Origin of the sequence: Pedobacter sp. V48 (assembly GCF_000523515.1) — a bacterium.
GTDB lineage: Bacteria > Bacteroidota > Bacteroidia > Sphingobacteriales > Sphingobacteriaceae > Pedobacter.
Genome location: NZ_AWRU01000006.1, coordinates 634,211 through 656,431 on the forward strand (window position 1 = coordinate 634,211; position 22,221 = coordinate 656,431).

Below are 22,221 nucleotides of genomic sequence, written 5' to 3' on the forward strand. Positions count from 1 at the left end.
AGATTTAACTTGCCTGTATGAACATAGAATTCAATAAGAATGAAGACGTTAATAAACAGTCAGTTTATGACTTAAAAACACGGCTCAAAAAGATATATAAAGGTGGGGGAGAGAAGAACGCGGCTAAACAAAAGGACAAGGGTAAATTATTGGCAAGAGAACGGATCTCTTACCTAATAGATAAAGAGAGCCAGTTTCTGGAAATTGGAGCTTTTGCTGCAGATGAAATGTATGCTGAGCAGGGTGGTTGTCCATCGGCCGGTGTGGTTTGCGGTATCGGATATGTATCGGGCAGGCAATGTATGATTGTAGCCAACGACGCGACCGTAAAAGCAGGTGCCTGGTTTCCTCTGACTGCTAAGAAAAATCTTAGGGCGCAGGAAATTGCAATGGAAAACAGACTGCCGGTAATCTATCTGGTTGATAGTGCAGGTGTTTATTTACCTATGCAGGATGAGATTTTTCCTGATAAGGAACATTTCGGACGAATGTTTAGAAACAACGCCATCATGTCGGCCGATGGGATTGTACAGATTTCGGCAATAATGGGCTCTTGTGTAGCTGGTGGTGCTTATTTGCCAATCATGAGCGATGAAGCAATGATTGTTGATGGTACAGGTTCTGTGTTCCTGGCAGGGTCTTATCTTGTTAAATCAGCAATTGGCGAAGACGTAGATAATGAAACCCTGGGTGGGGCTACTACCCATTGCGAAATATCAGGCGTTACCGACTATAAGCATCCTAATGATCAGGCTTGTTTAGATAGCATTCGTAACATCATGAGCATGCTGGGTGCACCTCAGGTAGCCGGATTTGATAGGATTAAGCCCGCTTTACCTAAACTCGATCCGGAACAAATTTACGGGATACTGCCAGAAAACAGAGAAAAACCTTATGATATGCTCGAGGTAGTTCATCGTTTGGTAGATAACTCTGAATTTGAAGAATATAAGAAATTGTATGGACAGAGCATCATCTGCGGATTAGGGCGTATTGATGGATGGGCAGTTGGTATAGTTGCCAACCAGCGAAAAGTTGTTAAATCTAAAAAAGGGGAGATGCAGTTCGGAGGGGTAATTTATTCGGATAGTGCCGATAAGGCAACACGGTTTATCATGAACTGCAATCAGAAAAAAATCCCTTTGGTGTTTTTACAGGATGTAACAGGCTTTATGGTAGGCAGCAGATCTGAGCATGGAGGCATCATTAAAGATGGTGCAAAAATGGTAAACGCGGTTGCGAACTCAGTTGTGCCTAAGTTTACCATTGTAATAGGAAACTCTTATGGTGCCGGTAATTATGCGATGTGCGGTAAAGCATATGATCCGCGATTGATTTATGCCTGGCCAAGTGCTAAAATTGCAGTTATGGGTGGCTCGCAGGCTGCTAAAGTATTGCTGCAGATTCAGGAAGCGTCGCTAAAAGCAAAAGGAGAGTTGATTACGCCTGAAAAAGAAGAAGAATTGTTAAAAGAAATCACCGATAGGTATAACAGTCAAACTACTCCTTATTATGCTGCGGCAAGGTTATGGGTTGATGGTATTATTGACCCTTCAGAGACTAGAAAAGTAATTTCTATAGGTATAGAAGCGGCCAATCAATCGCCTATAAAAAAGCAGTTTAACGTAGGTGTTATCCAGACCTAGGCGGAATTATAATCTGGAAATCACAATGTTGCCTTTGTTGTGTGCCAGCGTTTGACGGATAGCGGGATAAAGCGTAATTTTGTACTTTAATAAGAAAGAAACATATATGTCAGAAGAAATAGAACACGTTCAATGTTTAATTATAGGTTCAGGTCCGGCAGGATATACTGCTGCAATTTATGCGGCCCGTGCTGATCTTAAGCCGGTTATGTATACCGGTATGGAACCTGGTGGTCAATTAACGCAGACTACTGATGTTGATAATTTCCCAGGTTACCCAGGTGGCATTATGGGGCCTGAGATGATGGAAGATTTCCGTAAACAGGCAGAACGTTTTGGAACTGATATCCGTTTTGGATATGTAAGTTCTGTAGACTTTTCATCTTTGCCTCATAAGGTAGTTGTTGATGAGATTAAAACCATCACAGCTGATACTGTAATTATCTCCACAGGTGCCACAGCTAAATGGCTTGGTTTACCTAGTGAACAACAATATAATGGTTTTGGTGTATCTGCATGTGCGGTATGCGACGGCTTTTTCTTTAAAGGACAGGACGTGGCTATAGTTGGTGCTGGTGATACTGCTGCTGAAGAGGCTACTTACCTTGCAAAGCTTTGTAAAAAAGTATATATGATTGTGCGCAGAGATGAGTTCAGAGCTTCAAAAGCTATGGTACACAGGGTATTAAATACGCCAAATATTGAAGTGATTTATAACTCTGAAACCAAAGAAATTCTGGGTAACGGTAAAAATGTTACTGCGGTAAGAATAGTAAACAACCAATCTGGTGCAGAAACTGATTTGCCGGTTGAAGGTTTCTTTGTAGCTATTGGCCATAAACCAAATACCGATATCTTTAAAGGATGGTTGGATATGGATGAAACAGGTTATTTAAAAACAATCCCTGGAACTTCGAAAACCAACATAGAAGGTGTTTTTGCCAGTGGAGATGTTCAGGATCATTACTATCGCCAGGCGGTTACAGCTGCGGGTTCTGGTTGTATGGCTGCTTTAGATGCAGAGCGTTATCTGGCGGCAAAAGAGCATGAAGTAAAAGAAGTGTTGTAAGTAACATTTTAATGAAAATATGGGCAGAATCGCATGGTTCTGCCTTTTTTTTGCCCATCTTTCTCTAAGATTTTTTTATCTTGGGGCTTGATTTAAAATAAATTATTTAACCTAACACATGAAAAGATTATTATCAGTTGCTCTCGTGGCATTTATGTCTGTGGGTGCATTTGCACAAACAGATGCCAATATGGGCATTATTCCTGCACCCGTATCTGTAATAAAGAAAAGCGGAGCCTTTAAACTGGACAAAACTGTTGTATTGTTGTCTGCAGATGCAGCTAATGCAAAGATGGCCGATTTGCTAAACGCTTCTATTACCACGAAGGCAGGATTTGCGCTTAGAGAAACAAATGCTTTAAAAGCAAATGAAAGAGCAATTGTATTGACCTCGGCAGGCGCTGAGAAATTACCTGCAGAAGGTTATACGATTGATATTACTGATAAAAAAATCACGGTAACGGGTAAAGATGCAGGATTGTTCTATGCAGTTCAATCTATGATCCAGTTGATGCCTGAAAAGAAAAATAATGAGTTAACGATAAGTGCAGCAGAGATTAACGATTATCCTCGTTTTAAATACAGAGGAATGCACCTTGATGTTGGGCGCCATATGTTCCCGGTAGCTTTTATCAAGAAGTATATCGATTTAATGTCTCAATATAAATTAAATAATTTCCACTGGCATTTAACCGAAGATCAGGGGTGGAGAATTGAGATCAAGAAATACCCTAAACTAACCACAGTTGGTGCAACCAGAAGCGGTACCATTATTGGTCACCACCCTGGAGTAGGTACAGATAACAAAGAGTACAAAGGTTTTTATACTCAGCAAGAGGCTAAAGAGGTTGTTGCTTATGCAGCAGCAAGATTTATTAACGTAATTCCTGAGATTGAACTTCCGGGCCATGCTTCAGCAGCAATTGCGGCTTATCCGGAATTAAGTTCATTCCCTAACAGAGATACTTTTGTTGATGCGAAAACACCTTGGTCTGGTTCCAGAAAAGGAAAGCAAGTGCAACAACAATGGGGTGTATTTGATGATGTATTTGTTCCTAGCGACAATACCTTTAAATTTTTAGAAGATGTTTTGGATGAGGTAATCGCGATTTTCCCTTCTAAATACATTCATATCGGTGGTGATGAGAGCCCTAAAGAATACTGGAAAGAAAGTGAGTTTTGCCAGAACTTAATCAAAAAACTTGGGTTAAAAGATGAACACGAGTTACAAAGCTATTTTATCCAGAGAATTGAAAAACACATCAATGCAAAAGGCCGTTCTATAATTGGATGGGATGAGATTCTTGAAGGAGGTTTAGCACCTAACGCTACCGTAATGTCGTGGAGAGGCACAGAAGGTGGTATTGCTGCGGCAAAACAAAACCATGATGTGATCATGACCCCAGGCGGACCTATTGGACTTTACTTTGATCATAAACAATCTAATTCTGTTGATGAGCCAACAAATATTGGTGGTTTAGCACCTTATTCTTTAGCATATGCTTACGATCCAATGCCAAAAGAATTAACTGCTGATCAGCAGAAACATATTGTAGGTGTACAGGCTAACCTGTGGACTGAGTATATTCAAACTCCTGAAAAAGTGGAGTATATGATTTTACCAAGAATGTTCTCATTATCAGAGATTGCCTGGAGCAAGCTTGATCGTAAGGACTTTAAAAACTTCTCTGAAGAACGCATTCCTGTGCATTTGGCCAGATTAGATAAAACCAATACCAACTACTGGGTTCCAACTCCGCTTGGCTTAACAACCGAGAAGGTAGTGAATGGTGAAGAGTTTAGTCTTGATTTGAAAGCACCAATACCAGGTTCAAAAGTATTTTATACTTTAGATCTTACGCGTCCTTCTGAAACCGCTACCTTAGTTAACAGCCCTGTTAAAGTGATTGTTCCTAAGGGAGAAAAACGTGTTTTAAAAACTATTGTAATTACTCCAAGTGGTAAACGCAGTGTTGTTACAGAAACAATTTTGAACAATGGTGCTTCGGATGTAAAAACTAAATAGTAGTTTGCATTGTATAAATTGTATTTACATTAAAAAGTAAATGATGAAATTGATGAAATACTTAATAAAGCAGCCTCTTCTATTTGCGGGGCTGCTTTTATTGGCTTCCTGCAGCGACTCTTCTAAGAAGGATACAGATGTAAAACAGAGTGAACCTGTTGCGGCTAAGCAAAAAGGTCAGTTTGTTTTTTACAAGGATATAGCAATAAGACCAGGTATCAATTTTGAGGTAGTAAGCTGGGGTAAAGGGGTTGATAGTGTAGGTGGTTACCTGATACTGATGTCCGATTCGCTTAAAAGCAATTACAAATCGTTTTCTAATGAACGTACTGGCATTATAACTGACGCATGGAACATGGATTTAGATAACGATGGCAATCCGGAAATTTACATCGAGCTATTAAGCAAGAAGAATGTTCTGGATCTTAACGTTTTCGAATATTCGGATGGCAATTTTAACAAGATCACTTTCCCGGCATTAAGCGATAGAGCTAAAAAAACCTATGCAGGTAATGATAAATTCGTGATCAAGAATGGCGACCTATTCCGCACTTATCCTATCGTAAATTCAAAAGATACTACTCAAAAGGATGGTACTTTAAAAACATTACAATATAGACTTAGCGGTAATAGCTTCTCTATATCTGAAATAGAGAGTGAATAGGCTTATATCAGCTTATTGGTTCTTGCCACATTTATGGCGTCAGCTTTCGAGTTGACGTCTAATTTAATGTAAATGTTCTTTACATGAGTTTTAACCGTTTCTACGTCTATAAACAATTGAGTGGCGATCTGGCCACGATCTTTTCCCTCAGCAATTAATTCCAATATCTGCGTTTCTCTTTTGGTAAGCGGCGAGTGCTGGTTTTTTTGGAGAGACATAATTACTTTCTTTGAAACATCGGGGCTCATGGGGCCGCCGCCGTGCATTACCTCTTTAATTGCGTCAATTATTTTTGATGAAGGCGTATTCTTGGTGAAATAGCCCGAAGCACCATTTGCCAATGCGTCCAGTATTATTTTTTCGGTTTCATATACGGTAAGCATAATGATGTAAACATTAGGCAGCATCTTTTTTAGCTGGGGTAAAGCTTCAATGCCGCTTGTACCAGGCAGCTGTATATCCAATATGATCACATCCGGGTTGTCTTTTGCAATTTTAGGCTTTGCAACATCAAATGAAGGATAAGCATTTACCACGGTATATGGAGAGGTATTGTCTATCAGGTAGTGGTAGCCTTCTCTGATGGTTTTATCATCTTCAATAATTACAATTCTTGCGGCTTCCTGATTAGGCATCTTTAAAATGTTTTAAGGTCGAAAAATTAACAAGTAACAATACACTGGTACCATTGTCATTAGAAATGATCTTTAAATCGGCATTTATTCTTTTAGCCCTTACATACATGTTATTCATGCCGTGTCCGTCTTTAGCATGTGCTACATCAAAGCCGATTCCATCGTCCTGAAGGGTGATCAACAGCATACCGTTGTTTAATTTGGCCTCAAAATTTATCACCTTAGCTTTGGCATGTTTCAGCGAGTTATGTATCGACTCCTTAAAAATCATCAATATGTTTCTGCTCATATCTAATGATAATTTGGTGTATTTATTATTGAGATCAATATCAAATTTAAAGAGAATAGGGGTTTCGTTAACCATTTCCTGACCGAAATCTTTAATGTGGTTTAATACCTGATCTAAGGAATCATTTTTTGGATTTAACGACCATAATATATCTTTAGTTCCATTGTACAGTTCATCAACATTGCAACGGATCTTTTTTAAGATATTTCTTTTTTCGGTATCATCTTTATCGATCATGCTCCCCAATACTTCCGAAAGAACTGTTATTCTGGTTAGCTTGTTGCCCAGGTCATCGTGAAAATCTTCTGCAGTTTGTTTTCTGATCTTAAATTGTTCCTCCAGCTTTATTTTTAGTCTTAACTTGCGCCTACGCTCATTCAGCATCAGGATAATGTATACTATAAACAATATCAGCAGGATAATAAGTATCACTACAAAGAACTTAAAGAGAGGTGTTTGGTAGTATGCTGGCAGTATTTCAAATGCAACTGAGGCGGTATTAACCGAAAAAAGCCCGTCTTTGGTAATCACTTTCACTTCGAAAGTGTATTTTCCGGGAGGGATAGCAGTGAAATTCATGGACGAATTACTGCTTGGCAGACTGAATTTATTATCTAATCCAATTAGTCGGCACCTGTACATAACGGCGTCAGGATTTTTCAGATAAATTCCAGTATAGCTGATATTGATGTGATTGTGGTTATACGGTAGCGTAAGCACACCATCAACATATTCAGGCTTGTAGTTTGGCGTTACGTTTACTGAATTGATGTAGATGTAGGGGTTTACTTTTTTTTCTGAACTAGGATTTACTCCATAAACAATAACACCTCTAGTTGTGCCAATCCATACATTGTTGTCGTGTTGGAGTATGGCATTCTGATTGCATTCTACCAGGAGTTCATCCTCACTTTGTGGCGGTATAATTGTAAAGTTTTTTGGGTCAATCCTATCAATACCTCTTCCGGTTCCAACCCATATTGTTCCCTTTTTGTCTTCTAATAAGCTATAGATATGATCAGATGCAATGCCAGACTTTGTGTTTAAAAATTTTGTTGCCCCGGTTTTAATATTCCAGATCACCAAGCCATAATCTGCGGTCCCGAAAAGCACATAATCCTTATATTTAAGCATGCAAAGTATGTTTGAGCCAGATAAGCCCTTAATCTTTAACGGAGTAACTGTTTTCTTATTTACAATTAACCGTGCTCCATCCTGGGTGCCTAAAATTACTGAATCGCGCCCCAGTTCCATTAATCCACCACCAAACTGTTGGGTAATTCCAGTGAGTTTTCTGGTGTTCACATCAAAGGTTAAGCATCCGTGATTAGTTGATAGCCATATGGTACCACCACTATCCTCGATCATTGCATTGTACGCTATATGCTCGTTTTCCGTATCCATACGCTCCAAGCGCTGCCCGTTATGCCTCCAGAGGCCACCACCGGGTGTGCCTAACCAAAGATTATTTTTGCGGTCGTTATATAAGAAATTAATGCGGTAGGAATCTGGATTTTGAGAGGGTATTTTAACGCTTATTATCTTTTGATTCTGTTTGTATTCATACAAGCCACCATATGAGCCTAACCATATTGATCCGGGATTAGGACCTTTGGCAATGGCCATTACAATTCGGCTTTCTATTCCTTGTGTTTCATCAAATGTTACGTAGCTGTTATTGGTAAATCTGAATAAGCCTGAACCATCTGTGCCAAGCCAGATGTTGTTCTCTATGTCTTTAAATATCTCATTAACAACATTATCTGTAAATCCATTTTTGGAGTTGAAATGGATGATGCTGGCAGAGGTAATGTAGTAGGCACCCTTATTTGTACCTATCCATATTGATCCTTTGCCATCCTGAGCTATGGTATTGCATTTACTTGTAATTTCGTTATAGACTTTATTAATGGTATGGTTCTGGGCAATATAGATCCCTTCGGGCGTTAAAAACCATACCTTTCCTTTGTTAAGCTTGTCTACTAAAATATTAGTAACTACCAGGGTTTTTATTTTTTCATCTAATGGCCATAGTATCCACTTACCCCTTTCAAGATGATATAATCCTTTGCCATGAACGGCTACCCATATTTTACCTGAATAGTCTGTTTTAAGAGCAGTAACTATTTCTGTGGTATCATTTGAAATGGTTATTAGCCCATCTTTGCTGGCGTTGTATAAACGTTTGGCTTTTATGCAATAGGTAGTTCCATCTTTATCGGTAGCCAGTGCACCAACCCATTTTTTTGTATCCGCCGAATTGCTGAAACTCTTGCCATCGTATTTTGATAAACCTTTGGCAGATCCTATCCATATTTCCTCATTTTTTCCTGCTGCCAGTGCAAGAATGAAGTTGCTGCTTAGACCACGTGTCTTGGTGTAATCGGTAAACTGTTTGCCATTAAAACAGCTGAGCCCTCCAAGGGTCGAAATCCACAAGCGACGCTTGTTGTCCTGCGTAATAGCAGTTACCTGCGATTGCGTTAGACCATCCTCTATATCATATTGTTCAAAGTTATACCGCTGGGAAAAACCATCGAGACAATAGCTGAAAAGGATGAGAAAAAGTAACGATATCTTTTTGCCCACTTGATACGGAAATACAAGGTTAATCCGATTGTAAATATATTTATCAATATACAATTAAAAAATCACCCCTGAAGGGGTATTTTTTTCATTTACCTCAAAATACCCCTTCAGGGGTGAAAAGAAACACGATATCCCGGTTTAATTTTGATTAGAAACTTTGGACATTGAAGTTGACTGATTTGAGTTAAACACGCTAATTTAATTGTGATGAGTACTACTAGAATATTTGTTGGTAATAATGAAATTATAAATCAAAATTCTTGTGCCAGCAGCTTCACTGGCTTAACAGGAAAGTATTCAATTAACATGGTATTTAACGGCGCTGCCGACTATAAATTAGGCAAAAGGGAGCTGCGGCTGCATCCAGAAAACTTTATATTTTTAAATAGCCATACCAACTATTCCAGCAGAATTGATTCAGCAATACCGGTAAATGCGCTTTCTGTTTTCTTTGATCCCCGTTTCGTTCAGGATTTCGAATATTCGAGAAAAAATCACGCTGTTTTGCTGGATAACCCATTTGATTATAAATATGAGAACCCGGTTTTTGTAGAATCTATTTATCCTTTGCATGGTGCACTAAAAGACAATCTGTTAAATCTTGGAGCACTTCTCAATAGCAATACAACTGATCAGCTGCTCTTGAATGACTGCTTGCATAATTGCTTGTTAAATTATTACGGCATATACAACATTGAAGTTGTCAGCAGAACTGCATCGTTAAAGTTTCTTAGTCATGTAACCAAATCCGAAATATTAAGACGCCTGTCTATGGCTAAGGATTATATCATTAGCAATTACAATAAGAACATCCGACTGGATGATATTGCACAAATGGCTTGTTTGTCGATAAACCATTTACTCAGAACTTTTAAACAAGCTTATCAGCAGTCGCCGCACCAGTTTTTAACAACATTCAGACTTCAGCAAGCCAAGTACTACTTAAGAAATACAGACTATCCGGTTAGTGAGATTGTAGATATGGTGGGCTTTGAATGCCCAAGTTCCTTTATCAGGTTATTTAGAAGTTCCTTTAACGTTACTCCCGGCCAGTACAGGTAATCTGTACCGTATACGATGCTTTTAGAGTACACGATATGTGTTTAGTTTAAAAAAAATTAAAAAAATGGTTATGAAAAGAAAAATCCTGTTGTGTATGGCGATACTGGGTATCTCCTTCACTGTTGCATCCGCTGATACAGATAAACCAGCGGCAAGTGTAAATTTAAAATCAAACTCTGTAATAGAAGCTTACATAGATGCAAATGTTCACTGTAATGCAGCATTACTCAATCAGGTGATGGGTAATGAGGCTGTGCTAAAAATAACCAGGCAAGGTAAAATTGTAGAACAAAACAAAAGGGATCTGGTAGATTTTTATAAAAAAAGAGGCGACATTACGCTAAACTGTACCTCTAATTTTGAGATCTTATCTACTAGTGATTGCGTAGTAATGGTAAGAGTGGATTTTAAATATCCGTTGTTTACCCAAGAGAACTATGTAACTGTTGTAAAAGATCAAAACGGCATATGGAAAATAAGCCAGATCCACAGATTTAACGGATAAAAAGAATTGGTGAGTTTCGCTTATTCATAGTTAAGCCCTAAACCTATATTTGAACCAGGAAGCCCAGCAATAAGTTTGGATAAATTTAAATTTGGGTTAGTTAATAATAGAAGTCATCCAATAGGTAGGATGACTTTTTTTATGGCTGCTCTTTGAACTGGCTGCTGATGCGTTCAAACTTCTCTATTAAAAGATCTAAGCGCTCTTTCTCTCTTTTTAAATAAGCTTTGCGCAAAAAGGTTGCACATAATGCCATCCAGAAAACAGAGAAGGAAGTTATCCCGATCTGAAACCATAATTCCAGATTGTCGAGCATTTCGTAGAAATAAAGGACAAAGCCAAGGCATATTGCTGCGGCATAAAACCAATATAGCTTGTTGTATATGGAGAACTTATTTAACTGGTAGATCTTTAGTTGTGATAAAAACTCATTAGGATGCTGCGTAAAGTCATTCCTCGATATTATTTTGTAATCCTTATATAGAATAAAGGTAGATACAGCTATAGCTATAATAATGATGCCTAATCCAGCAGGTGTTGTCCATGATGTGAATGGATAAAATATCAAAAGTGCAACAAGGGATGCAAAAGAAATCAACATTCCGGCGATGTTCAGTAGAGATCTTGTTTTGATGCCTGATACTTCTTTTTTTGCCTGCGAAAGCATTTCATCAGAAGAGATTTTTACCTCAACTGAATGTGATTGCCAAAGCGATTGTATATGATCAAATTCTTGCATGTTGATTGTATAGTTCTGTAAGTTTTTGTTTAATGCGATGAATTTTTACTCTCAGATTCCCTTCACTGATGCCAGATATATCGGCTATTTCATTGTAGGGTAGTTCATCGAGTACCATTGTAATTATGAGGCGATCGTTTTCTTCTAGTTTTGATATTGACTTATAAAGTAGTGCAACCTGTTCGTTTTTTTCTGACAATTCCTCTGGCCTGTTTTCGATAATATTGTCTGTTAGCTCATCTTTTGCCTGCCTTTTTTCCGACCTTAAATAGGTTAGGCAAGTATTGACTGCGATACGGTAGATCCATGTCGAGATCAAAGATTTATTTCGGAACTTATCCAGATTCTGCCAAACTTTTAAAAATGTTTCCTGAAGAAGATCGTTTGCCGAGTCTTCGTCGCCAGTATAGCCATAACATAAATGGAAGATTTTCTTGGAATTTGTGTCGAAAATTTGTTTAAATAGCTGATCCTTTTGTTCCATTAATTAACGGCTGATGGTAGTTTGATCGTTGTAATCTTTAATTGTTACAAGCGGTTGCGGTATCAAAAATAATAAATGTTTGCGGGCTTACCACAATTAATTACTTTTGTTGCCACTAAAAACTAATTTATGAAACAAAACCGCATCGGGCTGATTACATTGATATTTATTACAATTGCAACTTTGCTCGGAGTTTTGAAAGATTTTGATGTTGTTGCCATTCCAGATAATCTGATGATGGCCGTGCGTTGGATTCTTGCAGCGGAATTGTTTGTTTATGCCCTTATTAAAAAGAATCTAACTACCTGGATATTGGTTTGTATGATTTTAGGAGTTTTTATTGGGATAGATTATCCACATGTAGCTATAGCATTGCAGCCACTAAGCAAAGGTTTTATTAAGCTGGTAAAAACTATAGTTGGTCCAATATTATTTGCAACCCTGGTTTATGGTATTGCTGGTCATTCTGATTTGAAACAAGTAGGTAGAATGGCCTGGAAATCTATGCTGTACTTCTATTGCGCTACCACAATGGCATTATTTATTGGATTGGCGGCAATAAATATTTCTCAAGCAGGAGTAGGGGTTAATATTGAAAATATGCCTCATAATGAATTGCCAAAACCGGTGAAGGATTTGACTGATGAGAGCATTCTGCAAAGTTTACCACATAGCATACATTGGTTGTATAAAACCCTTGCCTTTTTTAGAAACGTTTTCCCTGAGAATATTGCAAAATCTATCTATGATGCCCAGATTTTACAGATTGTGATCTTTTCAGTGATCTTCGGAATTGGTCTGGCGATGGTAGACGAAAAGAAAAGGAAGCCTATGGTTGATTTTTGTGAAAGCTTATCTGAAACCATGTTCAAGTTCACAAATGTGATCATGTACTTTGCTCCAATTGGAGTAGGAGCAGCTATGGCTTACACCGTCGGGCATATGGGGGTAGACATCCTAAAGCATTTGTTCATGCTGGTGGCAACCCTATACGTGGCATTGTTGGCTTTTATCCTCATAGTATTGCTGCCGGTGGCTTTATACATCAAGTTGCCTATTAGGAAGTTTATTAGCGCGATAAAAGAACCGGTATCCATTGCTTTTGCAACAACCAGTTCTGATGCGGCATTGCCTAAAGCAATGAGTGCAATGGAAAAATTTGGGGTTCCCCGCAAAATTGTATCATTTGTAATTCCAACCGGTTATAGTTTTAATTTAGATGGAACAACATTATATCTCTCATTAGCGGCTATTTTTGTGGCTCAGGCTGCGGGAATGCATCTGTCGTTTGGCGATCAGTTATTGATTGTTTTTACGCTTATGATTACCAGTAAAGGGGTGGCTGCAATACCAAGGGCATCTCTAATTATATTGATAGCTACCGCAGATCAGTTTGGTCTTCCAACCTTTATTATTGCTGCAATTTTAGGAGTTGATGAATTGATGGATATGGGAAGAACATCATTAAACGTAATAGGAAACTGTTTAGCAACAGTTGTAATCGCAAAATGGGAGGGTGAATATAATCCTGACTATGAGGCACCAATAGAAGCATAATTTATGACTAACAAAGGGAAAAAGATTTTTTTAGCGCTAAGTATTGTAGTGCCGTTCTTGATTTATTGCATAGTATATTATACCCCAATGATAAAGAATGCACCTTTCAGGTCAGCAGACTTTGTTTCATTTGAATACAAGTGGGGGGTAGGGAAAACTCTTGCTAATAGTTATAATTCTGCTACCGGCGATTATCAATACCTTGATGATAAAGACTCGCTGGTTAAGACCCATGTAAAGCTTAGAAAAAATGACATGATCTATTTACACAGTAAGGCGAATGAATTAGGTTTGTGGAATTTTCCAAGTGTAATCGCAAATAACGGATCGGATCTAAATTCGCCTAAGATACTGCGTTATGAGATCCAGTTTAACTACAAAACAAAATCAAAGAAAGTGATCTATTTGACTGATTACAACGAAATACCTAAGCTAAGAGATGTTGCAGCTCAAATGCAAAAGCTTATCGGACAAAGCATAAATGACGCTGAAGAACGTTACGGGAATAAAAAGTAATTCTGTTGTGGATTTAGAAAAATTAATTCTATATTTGCACCTCGATAAAAATAAACAATTTAAAATAATAAATATTTAACAATGTACGCAATAGTAAATATAGCAGGACAGCAATTCAAAGTTGCAAAAGACCAGCACCTTTTTGTACACCGTTTACAAGGAGATGAAGGCGCTAGTATTGAATTTGACAATGTATTGTTGGTTGAAGATGGTGGTAAAATCTCTGTAGGAGCACCTACATTGAAAGGCGCTTCAGTTTCAGCTAAAATCGTGTCTCATTTAAAAGGCGATAAAGTAATCGTGTTCAAAAAGAAACGTAGAAAAGGTTACAAAAAGAAAAACGGTCACCGTCAGTATTTCACCAAAATCCAGATTTCTGGTATCAGTTTATAATTAGTTGTTAAACAAAGATTACCAGGTTAATCAGGTAATTAATAAAATATAAAACAAGATGGCACATAAAAAAGGAGCCGGTAGTTCGAGAAACGGACGCGAGTCGCATAGCAAACGTTTAGGTATCAAAATATTTGGTGGTCAGGAAGCTATCGCTGGAAACATTTTAGTACGTCAGCGTGGTACAAAACATCATCCAGATAAAGGAGTAGGTATTGGTAAAGACCATACTTTATTCGCTTTGGTTGATGGTACTGTAATCTTCAAAAAGAAACAAGATAACAAATCATACGTTTCTGTATTACCTACAGTAGCTAAAGAAGTTGTAGAAAAAGCACCTGTTGTTAAAAAAGCACCTGCTAAGAAAGCTGCTGCTCCTGCAAAGGAAGTTGCTGCTGAAAAAGCACCTGCAAAAAAAGCACCTGCAAAAAAAGCTGTTAAAGCTGAAGCAGAAACTAAAGCAGAATCTGCAGAATAGTAAGTTATTTACTTTACAAAAAAGGGTTTCAGCATATGTTGAAACCCTTTTTTTGTAGTAATATTTTTGTTCATCTTTCTGTATGTCTATTCGATTGGTTGCCTTTGAACTTGTCGATTTTAATTTCAATGAGCTCCTGCTCAAAGTTCTCTATTGCCTTTTTAATGCCTGCCAAAGATTTTTCGAGATTATTGATTAGAGACTGAGTCTTGTTAACTGATTGCTGACCATCAGAATCTTGTTCCTTACCATGTAAAATCCATTCATAACTCTTGCTATAATATCTGGCGATTAAGTGCAGTGTATCAAAAGAAGGGAACTGGTTTCCTAATTCTATTTGGGAATAATTACTTCTGGATATATTTAGTATGTTAGCGATGGCCGCTTGTGATAAATTGTGCTCCAATCGCAAGTTTTTAATCCTTTCTCCGATGCTTACTTTTGACAGTATTTCTTGCATAACTGATTTATATTGTGTTGATTTGTATATGGTCAGAGCTGCAACCTATTGCCAGGTTGCAAATTCTAAACCATAAAAAAATTGGGCTAATTATTAAGGTAGAATTGCACCATAGACGTTCCGAGTATTAAGCCAAGGCTTATGAAATAATTAAAAAATCCGTTAAAAAAATGAGACCTGGGCAATATAATAGTTTAGATAAGATTAACAATGCTGATTAGTAGTGTGTGGGAGCATTCATCTTGTTCATTTTTTCTGATTGATAGAAAATTTGAATTATTATTTTTCAAAATCGTTCCTGAAAATAATTTACGGGAATTTATTACTGGCTCACCTAAAATTGGGGACAATGTTGAGGAAATAATTACGCAAATTTATAAATATAAATTCCTAAAACTACTTGAAAAATGTTTTAACAATAAATGTTTCAGTATAGAGGTAAGAATTCCTTCAGCCTATGAGGGGATAGACTCATCCTTTCAGATCGTGTTTACTCCTTTAATGAAAGATAAGATTGAAAGCGTTGTTTGCACCATTATAAAGAATCACGAGCGCCTGGATCATTTAAGGAAACTTAATGATTATTCTCACCTTACTTCTCATCAACTACGCTCCCTTACTGCTAACGTATCGAGCCTGTTTAACGTTACAAACTATAGCCGATTGGGAGGTTATGATATTTCAAAAATAAATCGGTTACTAAGCGATGTTAATCATCAGGCAAAAAAGCTGGATAGTGTAATTAGGGAACTTTGTATTTCCCTTAGCAGGCCCGGAACTGAATATCTGTCAGAAAATGATGCCTTAGAACCGGAGAAAAAACATGTGGTACTTGTTGATGATGACCTAATGACCATTAAAGTGCATCAGGCTTTGATAAGAAATCAGCATAGAGAAAAGCAGGTCGTTTTGTTCAATAATCCTGGAAATGCACTTGATTACATCAAGCAGAATAATCCCGATCTTATTCTATTGGATTTAAATATGCCTAATATTAATGGTCTCAGATTTCTGAAGATGTTAGACGAAAATGAGATTTCTATTGATGTTGTTATTATCTCATCATCAGTTGATCCAATAGATAGAACAATTGCAAAATCATTTCCCTTTGTAAAAGCTTTCATTGCTAAGCCACTTACCGACGAAAAGGTAAGATCAATATTTGATCATTAATGTTCTCTGCTCATTAGCTCCTCAGCTAATTTAATAATTTCAGATTTTCTTGATTCAGCTATCGTAATCTTGTTTAAGGCCGTAAATGCTTTGTCAAGATAACTTTTCATTTCCTGAGTGGCCAACTCTCTAATCTTATAGCGGTGATATAAATCGGTAATATGTTTGATTTTATCTTCCGTGTTCTTGTTGGTAAATTGATCGGTAAGTTTAGCGTGATCCTCTTTGCTTACCAATTCCTGTAATTTTAGCAGTAGAAAAGTTTTTTTGTTTGCTATAATGTCGCCGGCTATTTGTTTTCCAAATTTCTCCGGATCGCCAAACACATCCAGAATATCGTCTTGCAATTGAAAAGCAATACCCAGATTTTCTCCAAACACATAAATAAGCTCGGCCTCTTCTGGTTTTGCTTTTGCAACAATCGCGCCCAGTTTCATTGCACCACCTAATAAAACAGCTGTTTTAAGGCGTATCATATCTATGTATTCGGGAATGCTTACGTCGCTACGGTTTTCAAACTCCATATCGAGTTGCTGACCCTCACAAACACCCTGTGCGGTAGTATTAAAAGTATCAAGAGCAGGCTTTAAAATGCTTACATCCACATTTGTAATGTGTTTGTTTGCTTCAACCATCATCACATCACCACTTAGTATAGCAGTGTTTGTTCCCCACTTTTCATGTACGGTTTGCTTCCCTCTTCTAAGAGGAGCATTGTCCATAATGTCATCGTGAATAAGTGTAAAGTTATGGAATGTTTCAATTGCCATTGCCGCGGGCAAAGCCTTAAAAATATCGCCACTAAATAAATCTACTGACATTAATAGCATAGTAGGTCTTACTCTTTTGCCACCTAAGCTCATAATATAGCTTATGGGCTCATATAGGTTACCAGGATATGTTGGGTATTGGATTTTGCTTATTGCTTGCTCTACGTGCTTTAATAATTCTGAAGGAGAATGCATTCTTTTTATTGTTGTTATCTAATCCTGTACTAAAATGAAATCTATTTGACGTTTAGCCAGATCTACTTTCTTTACTTTTACCTTTACCTCGTCGCCCAATTGGTACTTTTTCTTTTTACGTTGCCCCACAATACAGTAGTTTTTTTCATCGAGCACATAGAAATCATCAGATATATCACGAAGTCTTATCATGCCCTCGCACTTGTTTTCAATGATCTCAACATACATTCCCCATTCCGTAACTCCGGATATAATGCCAAGGAAAGTATTTCCTATGTTTTCTTCAAGATATTCGGCCTGCTTATATTTAATAGAAGCACGCTCTGCATCGGCCGCACGTTTTTCCATTGTTGAAGAATGAGAAGATGCTATTTCATATTCTTCTTCATTTGCAGACTTTTCATTGTTTAAATAAGCAGCCAGAAGTCTGTGTACCATAACATCCGGATATCGTCTGATAGGGGAGGTGAAATGGGTATAGTGGTCAAAAGCCAATCCGTAATGACTTGTCTTTTTTGTGGTATAAACAGCTTTCGCCATAGAGCGGATGGCAAGTTGTGTTAATACATTCTGTTCCTTTTTTCCCTCAACATCTTCCATCAGGTAGTTCAGAGATTTTGCAATCTCCTTATCCGATTTCATATTTATCTTATAACCAAAACGGGCTGCAAAAAGCGCGAAATTACCCAGGTTTTCGAGGTTAGGGGAGTCGTGAGAACGATACACAAAAGTATATTTCTGCTTTCCTTTTCCTTTTTTGGCGATGAACTCAGCTACTTTTTTGTTGGCAAGCAGCATAAAGTCTTCTATAAGCTTATGGGCATCTTTACGTTCTTTAACATACACGCCAATTGGTTTACCTGTTTCGTCAAGTTTAAATTTAACCTCAGTACTTTCAAAACTGATAGCGCCATTTTTAAATTTCCTGTCGCGAAGTATATAGGCCAGCTCATTGAGTTTCAGGATTTCATCAGCGTAATCACCTTCTTTATTTTCAATAACTTCCTGAGCCTCTTCATAACTAAAGCGTCTGTTCGAATGGATAACCGTACGACCAAACCATTCCGTAATGATATTTGCTTTATCATCAAGTTCAAACACCGCTGCAAAGCACAGCTTGTCCTCATTTGGGCGTAATGAACATACACCATTGCTTAAACGTTCGGGAAGCATAGGAATCACGCGATCTACCAGGTAAACTGAGGTGGCTCTTGAATAAGCTTCTTTATCGAGATGACTATTAGGGATAACATAGTGAGACACATCAGCGATGTGTACACCTATCTCAAAATTTCCGTTTGGTAATGTTTTAAAAGATATGGCATCGTCAAAGTCTTTGGCATCAGCCGGGTCAATGGTAAATGTAACTGTTTCCCTAAAATCCTTGCGCCCTTTTAAGTCGGCAACAGTAATTTCTTCAGGTATGGCATTAGCTTCTTTTTCAACCTCAGGAGGAAATACCAAGGGAAATCCAAATTGAGCTAGAATGGCATTCATTTCAGTATTATTCTCACCCTGCTCGCCAAGTATAGTCGTTATTCTTCCAATTGGGTTCTTAGCCCCTTCTGGCCAATCAGTAATGCTTACCTGTACTTTTTGTCCGTTTTTAGCGCCGTTTAGGTCGCTTAAAGGGACAAATATATCATGCAGCATTTTACGGTCATCGATATTTACAAAAGCAAAGCGATCAGAGATCTTTATCACTCCAATGAAATCAGTTTTTGCGCGGGTAATGATCTCAACTACTTCGCCTTCATTTTTACGACCACTTTTTTTGGCGTAGATGTAAACCTTTACGGTATCGCCATTTAGTGCATTATGAAGTTTGCGTGCCGATACAAAAATGTCTTTTTCAAATTCATCTTCGGGAACTACAAATGCAGAACCATCAGCGGTCATGTCTACTTTACCGATAACGAAAGTTTTCAAATCCTTTAAGCGGAATTTGCCCTTTTCTGGTTCTAAAAAAACACCCTTTCTTGATTGTTCTTTGAGTACCTCAAGAATTGTTTCTCTTGCTTCTGGATCTGTTATATTTAATTTAGCTGAAACCTGTTTGTAGTTCAGAGCTTCATTACTGTTTTTTTCCAATACATCACTAATCAATTGTATTAAAACAAGTTCTAAGTGCGATGTTTTCTTTTTTGCCATAATAAAAATATGAATCACCCGAAGGTAACAATTTGAAGCGATAGATTGTTGTATTTTGTACCTTTGCTTAGGCAGAGTAATGTCAAACTTATTCTTATTTATAGTATAAAATGATAGAAGACAGAGAAAGAAAAACCGGAAAGGAATTGCTGATGATCCTGATAAAGGCATTGATTTATTCGCTGTTGGTTTATTTTTACGTCAACAAGCCGCAAATTTATGTTGAGTATCCACGGTTAGCAAGAATCACAAGTGGCTTTATGATCTTTCTAGGGCCAAGTCTGGCAATTTCTATCATCAGATGGGTGGTTATTTACTGGTACATCAAAAAACATAAATTTAAGAGCAACATTAAGGATAATTTCATTCTGGGTATTAACCGGATTGAGTCGATATTAAACACTGTGTTTTTTATGCTGGCATTAACCTCATTCTGGGATGTAAAATTACAGGATTTGGTATTTAGCATTTCCATTGTTGCGGCAGCCTTAGCCGTTACGTTCAAAGACTATGTTGCCAATATGATCAATGGTTTAATTATCATGTTTTCCGATAGACTTTCATTAGGAGATCACATCAAAATAGGCGATCATGAGGGTAAGATATTAGACATCACACTAATCAATATGATCTTGCAAAACGAAGATAGCGATATGGTGATAATTCCCAATTCACTTGCTTTTAGCTCTGTTATTGTAAACCAGTCTAAGCAAAATACCAAAAAGCTAAGCATCGAATTTGATATGTCGCTAACTAATGGTTATACCCCTGAATTTATAGAAAACCAATTAAATAAGGTTATTGAAAATTATGCCGACAATGTGATGCCGGGAGGCCTTACTGTTAAAACCATAGCCATCAATAAAGACGTTGTTATCTTTAAGGCAATGATCTTATTGAAAAGATACGATAAGGTCAAAGAAAGGGAGATCAGGAGGGCAATAAATACTGCATTGATAAGATTGTCGGCCGTTCTGAAAACCGATAAACAAACAACGCCTGCAACCCTCTAATTAAACAATCAAATTAAAGATTTTGCACCTGGAATGGCTGCTATTAATTTGCGTGTATACTCAGCTTGCGGATTGTTATAAATGTCTTCAGGATATCCTTGTTCCTCAATTTTTCCTTTATTCATCACAATCATTCGATCAGAAATGTGTTTTACAACGGCAAGATCGTGAGAGATAAAAATGTAGGTAAGTCCGAATTCCTGTTGCAACTGACGCAACAGATTCAATACCTGGGCCTGTACAGAAACATCCAGTGCAGATACCGATTCATCGCAAATAATAAATCGAGGTTGTAAGGCAAGTGCCCTGGCAATTACAATACGTTGGCGCTGACCACCCGAAAACTCATGTGGATACCTGTTGAAATGCTCGGCTTTTAGATCCACACGTTCAAGTAAATTTAATACATGAGCTTTTCGTTTGGCGTCATTATCAAATACCTGATGTACCTGTAATGGTTCCATTAAGGCATTGCCAATGGTAAGCCTCGGATTTAAAGAGGAGTATGGATCCTGAAAAATTATTTGTACATCTTTTCTCATCCCGCGCAGATCTCGTCTGTTAAGGGAGGTGATGTTGTTGCCATCAAAAATGATCTGTCCTGAGGTAGGCTCAACTAGTCTTAAAATACTACGGCCTAAGGTGGTTTTTCCACATCCCGATTCACCTACAAGCCCAAGCGTTTCACCAGGAAAAACATCGAAGTTAATATGGTCAACCGCCTTTACGTAATCAGTGGTTTTGCCAAACAAGCCATTCCTTATGGGATACCAGGTACACAAGTCCTTAATCTCTAATAGCGGTCTTTGGCTATAAAGATGAGCTCTTCGCTGTTCGATTTCAGAATCAGTATAACTATTTTGTGCCATCAGATGTGCAATGGCCTGATCCGAGTCTTCATTTAAAAAGTCGGCCACAACGGGTAATTTTTTTAGTAACCTATTTGGTGCAGGTCTGCAGGCAAGCAAACCTTTAGTGTACGGATGTTGTGGATGATGAAAAATCTGATCTGCTGAACCTTGTTCAACAATTTCTCCCCTATACATAACGGCAACTTCATCTGCAATTTCGCTAATTACGGCAAGGTCATGAGATATGAATATCATGGCCATATCACGTTCCTGTTTAAGTTTTAGTAATAACTCCAGGATCGTTTTTTGAACCGTTACGTCAAGTGCTGTTGTAGGCTCGTCTGCTATTAAAAGTTCCGGATTGCAGCTAAGCGCCATTGCAATCATCACCCTTTGCTTTTGTCCTCCAGAAAGTTGGTGAGGGTAACTGTCAAATATGTGTTCAGGACGGGGAAGCTGAACTTCCTTAAAAAGGGCTATGGTTTTATTTTTTGCCGTATACTTATCAAGCTTTTGATGTAGTACAATCGCTTCTTCAACCTGTGCACCGCAAGTAAACACCGGATTTAAAGAAGTCATGGGCTCCTGAAAAATCATGGCAATTTTATTGCCTCTATATCCTCTGATTTCTTCGGGTGTTAAATTTAGCAGATCGATGTTATCAAATTCCACTTCACCGCCGATCATTGTGCTTTGCGGATCATGAAGCCTCATAATAGAGAAAGAAGTTACAGATTTTCCTGATCCGGACTCTCCAACAATACCAAGTACCTTGCCCTTATCAATGGAGAAACTCACATTGTTAACTGCTTTAAGCCAGGATTTGTCCTCTTTGTTTAAGAATTGTATGTCGAGGTTTTTAACGTTCAGCATCGATTTAACGGAACAGATTTTCTATATGAAAATAATTGGCATCAATATAGGGATTTTATCGTCTAAATCCATCTGATTGTGCT

At 37.8% G+C, this 22,221-nt stretch carries 20 protein-coding genes; 12 read left to right on the plus strand and 8 right to left on the minus strand.

The window, feature by feature from the left end:
• Positions 1-17: 17 nt before the first annotated feature.
• The 4 genes from N824_RS07920 to N824_RS07935 all read left to right on the plus strand — a co-directional run bounded on the left by N824_RS07920 (position 18) and on the right by N824_RS07935 (position 5,405).
• Positions 18-1,646, plus strand: coding sequence for an acyl-CoA carboxylase subunit beta (locus tag N824_RS07920; RefSeq protein ID WP_048904562.1), 1,629 nt, complete (start codon positions 18-20; stop codon positions 1,644-1,646).
• A gap of 106 nt (positions 1,647-1,752) precedes the next feature.
• Positions 1,753-2,715 (plus strand): thioredoxin-disulfide reductase, encoded by a 963-nt coding sequence (gene trxB, locus N824_RS07925; RefSeq protein ID WP_048904563.1) that lies wholly within the window; start codon positions 1,753-1,755, stop codon positions 2,713-2,715.
• Between the two features lie 118 nt (positions 2,716-2,833).
• Positions 2,834-4,741 (plus strand): beta-N-acetylhexosaminidase, encoded by a 1,908-nt coding sequence (locus N824_RS07930; protein ID WP_048904564.1) that lies wholly within the window; start codon positions 2,834-2,836, stop codon positions 4,739-4,741.
• 52 nt (positions 4,742-4,793) lie between these two features.
• Positions 4,794-5,405, plus strand: a complete 612-nt coding sequence (locus N824_RS07935; protein ID WP_235207024.1) for a hypothetical protein — start codon at positions 4,794-4,796, stop codon at positions 5,403-5,405.
• A gap of 2 nt (positions 5,406-5,407) precedes the next feature.
• On the opposite strand, the gene N824_RS07940 is transcribed toward N824_RS07935, so the two are convergent.
• Together N824_RS07940 and N824_RS07945 are read right to left on the minus strand one after the other, a co-directional pair.
• Positions 5,408-6,040, minus strand: coding sequence for a response regulator transcription factor (locus tag N824_RS07940; protein WP_048904565.1), 633 nt, complete (start codon positions 6,038-6,040; stop codon positions 5,408-5,410).
• Positions 6,033-8,918 carry a two-component regulator propeller domain-containing protein gene (locus tag N824_RS07945; RefSeq protein ID WP_235207025.1) on the minus strand — a complete coding sequence of 962 codons (2,886 nt, stop codon included), beginning with the start codon at positions 8,916-8,918 and terminating at the stop codon, positions 6,033-6,035. Before N824_RS07945 ends, N824_RS07940 begins: the two co-directional genes overlap by 8 nt.
• Positions 8,919-9,125: 207 nt before the next feature.
• Between N824_RS07945 and N824_RS07950 the strand changes: the two genes are divergently transcribed.
• Together N824_RS07950 and N824_RS07955 are read left to right on the plus strand one after the other, a co-directional pair.
• Positions 9,126-9,980 (plus strand): helix-turn-helix transcriptional regulator, encoded by an 855-nt coding sequence (locus N824_RS07950; RefSeq protein ID WP_048904566.1) that lies wholly within the window; start codon positions 9,126-9,128, stop codon positions 9,978-9,980.
• Positions 9,981-10,050: 70 nt separating this feature from the next.
• Complete coding sequence (locus tag N824_RS07955) at positions 10,051-10,485, plus strand: nuclear transport factor 2 family protein (RefSeq protein WP_161662274.1); 435 nt, start codon at positions 10,051-10,053, stop codon at positions 10,483-10,485.
• A 139-nt stretch (positions 10,486-10,624) separates the two neighbouring features.
• Here the strand turns inward: N824_RS07955 and N824_RS07960 are convergent, their stop codons facing one another.
• The gene (locus N824_RS07960; RefSeq protein WP_048904568.1) at positions 10,625-11,224 is read right to left on the minus strand and encodes a hypothetical protein; all 600 of its coding nucleotides are present in this window, start codon (positions 11,222-11,224) and stop codon (positions 10,625-10,627) included.
• Positions 11,211-11,708 carry an RNA polymerase sigma factor gene (locus N824_RS07965; protein WP_048904569.1) on the minus strand — a complete coding sequence of 166 codons (498 nt, stop codon included), beginning with the start codon at positions 11,706-11,708 and terminating at the stop codon, positions 11,211-11,213. The genes N824_RS07960 and N824_RS07965 overlap by 14 nt, the downstream gene beginning before the upstream one ends.
• Positions 11,709-11,837: 129 nt before the next feature.
• On the opposite strand from N824_RS07965, the gene N824_RS07970 reads away from it, so the two are divergent.
• The 4 genes from N824_RS07970 to rpmA all read left to right on the plus strand — a co-directional run bounded on the left by N824_RS07970 (position 11,838) and on the right by rpmA (position 14,652).
• On the plus strand, positions 11,838-13,265 hold the full coding sequence (locus N824_RS07970) for a dicarboxylate/amino acid:cation symporter (RefSeq protein WP_048904570.1): 1,428 nt from the start codon (positions 11,838-11,840) through the stop codon (positions 13,263-13,265).
• An 87-nt stretch (positions 13,266-13,352) separates the two neighbouring features.
• Positions 13,353-13,781 carry a hypothetical protein gene (locus N824_RS07975; protein ID WP_235207026.1) on the plus strand — a complete coding sequence of 143 codons (429 nt, stop codon included), beginning with the start codon at positions 13,353-13,355 and terminating at the stop codon, positions 13,779-13,781.
• Positions 13,782-13,862: 81 nt separating this feature from the next.
• Entirely contained in the window at positions 13,863-14,174 is a 312-nt protein-coding gene (gene rplU / locus N824_RS07980; protein ID WP_048904572.1) for a 50S ribosomal protein L21, read from the plus strand.
• Positions 14,175-14,232: 58 nt separating this feature from the next.
• Complete coding sequence (gene rpmA / locus N824_RS28915) at positions 14,233-14,652, plus strand: 50S ribosomal protein L27 (RefSeq protein ID WP_084498232.1); 420 nt, start codon at positions 14,233-14,235, stop codon at positions 14,650-14,652.
• A gap of 70 nt (positions 14,653-14,722) precedes the next feature.
• Here the strand turns inward: rpmA and N824_RS07990 are convergent, their stop codons facing one another.
• Positions 14,723-15,112, minus strand: coding sequence for a helix-turn-helix domain-containing protein (locus N824_RS07990; protein ID WP_048904573.1), 390 nt, complete (start codon positions 15,110-15,112; stop codon positions 14,723-14,725).
• Positions 15,113-15,322: 210 nt separating this feature from the next.
• On the opposite strand from N824_RS07990, the gene N824_RS07995 reads away from it, so the two are divergent.
• Positions 15,323-16,285 (plus strand): response regulator, encoded by a 963-nt coding sequence (locus tag N824_RS07995; RefSeq protein WP_048904574.1) that lies wholly within the window; start codon positions 15,323-15,325, stop codon positions 16,283-16,285.
• Here N824_RS07995 and N824_RS08000 read toward each other — a convergent pair.
• Together N824_RS08000 and rnr are read right to left on the minus strand one after the other, a co-directional pair.
• Positions 16,282-17,250 carry a polyprenyl synthetase family protein gene (locus N824_RS08000; RefSeq protein WP_048904575.1) on the minus strand — a complete coding sequence of 323 codons (969 nt, stop codon included), beginning with the start codon at positions 17,248-17,250 and terminating at the stop codon, positions 16,282-16,284. The two genes, N824_RS07995 and N824_RS08000, sit on opposite strands and share 4 nt — an antisense overlap.
• Positions 17,251-17,268: 18 nt before the next feature.
• On the minus strand, positions 17,269-19,401 hold the full coding sequence (gene rnr / locus N824_RS08005; RefSeq protein ID WP_048904576.1) for a ribonuclease R: 2,133 nt from the start codon (positions 19,399-19,401) through the stop codon (positions 17,269-17,271).
• A 110-nt stretch (positions 19,402-19,511) separates the two neighbouring features.
• On the opposite strand from rnr, the gene N824_RS08010 reads away from it, so the two are divergent.
• Positions 19,512-20,414 carry a mechanosensitive ion channel family protein gene (locus tag N824_RS08010; protein ID WP_048904577.1) on the plus strand — a complete coding sequence of 301 codons (903 nt, stop codon included), beginning with the start codon at positions 19,512-19,514 and terminating at the stop codon, positions 20,412-20,414.
• 8 nt (positions 20,415-20,422) lie between these two features.
• On the opposite strand, the gene N824_RS08015 is transcribed toward N824_RS08010, so the two are convergent.
• On the minus strand, positions 20,423-22,138 hold the full coding sequence (locus N824_RS08015) for an ABC transporter ATP-binding protein (protein ID WP_048904578.1): 1,716 nt from the start codon (positions 22,136-22,138) through the stop codon (positions 20,423-20,425).
• Positions 22,139-22,221: the final 83 nt, after the last annotated feature.

Coding starts and splice junctions, on each gene's coding strand:
- N824_RS07920 (WP_048904562.1), top strand. CDS start 18: ATGAACATAGAATTCAATAAGAATGAAGACGTTAATAAACAGTCAGTT.
- trxB (WP_048904563.1), top strand. CDS start 1,753: ATGTCAGAAGAAATAGAACACGTTCAATGTTTAATTATAGGTTCAGGT.
- N824_RS07930 (WP_048904564.1), top strand. CDS start 2,834: ATGAAAAGATTATTATCAGTTGCTCTCGTGGCATTTATGTCTGTGGGT.
- N824_RS07935 (WP_235207024.1), top strand. CDS start 4,794: ATGAAATACTTAATAAAGCAGCCTCTTCTATTTGCGGGGCTGCTTTTA.
- N824_RS07940 (WP_048904565.1), bottom strand. CDS start 6,040: ATGCCTAATCAGGAAGCCGCAAGAATTGTAATTATTGAAGATGATAAA.
- N824_RS07950 (WP_048904566.1), top strand. CDS start 9,126: ATGAGTACTACTAGAATATTTGTTGGTAATAATGAAATTATAAATCAA.
- N824_RS07955 (WP_161662274.1), top strand. CDS start 10,051: ATGAAAAGAAAAATCCTGTTGTGTATGGCGATACTGGGTATCTCCTTC.
- N824_RS07960 (WP_048904568.1), bottom strand. CDS start 11,224: ATGCAAGAATTTGATCATATACAATCGCTTTGGCAATCACATTCAGTT.
- N824_RS07965 (WP_048904569.1), bottom strand. CDS start 11,708: ATGGAACAAAAGGATCAGCTATTTAAACAAATTTTCGACACAAATTCC.
- N824_RS07970 (WP_048904570.1), top strand. CDS start 11,838: ATGAAACAAAACCGCATCGGGCTGATTACATTGATATTTATTACAATT.
- N824_RS07975 (WP_235207026.1), top strand. CDS start 13,353: ATGATAAAGAATGCACCTTTCAGGTCAGCAGACTTTGTTTCATTTGAA.
- rplU (WP_048904572.1), top strand. CDS start 13,863: ATGTACGCAATAGTAAATATAGCAGGACAGCAATTCAAAGTTGCAAAA.
- rpmA (WP_084498232.1), top strand. CDS start 14,233: ATGGCACATAAAAAAGGAGCCGGTAGTTCGAGAAACGGACGCGAGTCG.
- N824_RS07990 (WP_048904573.1), bottom strand. CDS start 15,112: ATGCAAGAAATACTGTCAAAAGTAAGCATCGGAGAAAGGATTAAAAAC.
- N824_RS07995 (WP_048904574.1), top strand. CDS start 15,323: ATGCTGATTAGTAGTGTGTGGGAGCATTCATCTTGTTCATTTTTTCTG.
- N824_RS08000 (WP_048904575.1), bottom strand. CDS start 17,250: ATGCATTCTCCTTCAGAATTATTAAAGCACGTAGAGCAAGCAATAAGC.
- rnr (WP_048904576.1), bottom strand. CDS start 19,401: ATGGCAAAAAAGAAAACATCGCACTTAGAACTTGTTTTAATACAATTG.
- N824_RS08010 (WP_048904577.1), top strand. CDS start 19,512: ATGATAGAAGACAGAGAAAGAAAAACCGGAAAGGAATTGCTGATGATC.
- N824_RS08015 (WP_048904578.1), bottom strand. CDS start 22,138: ATGCTGAACGTTAAAAACCTCGACATACAATTCTTAAACAAAGAGGAC.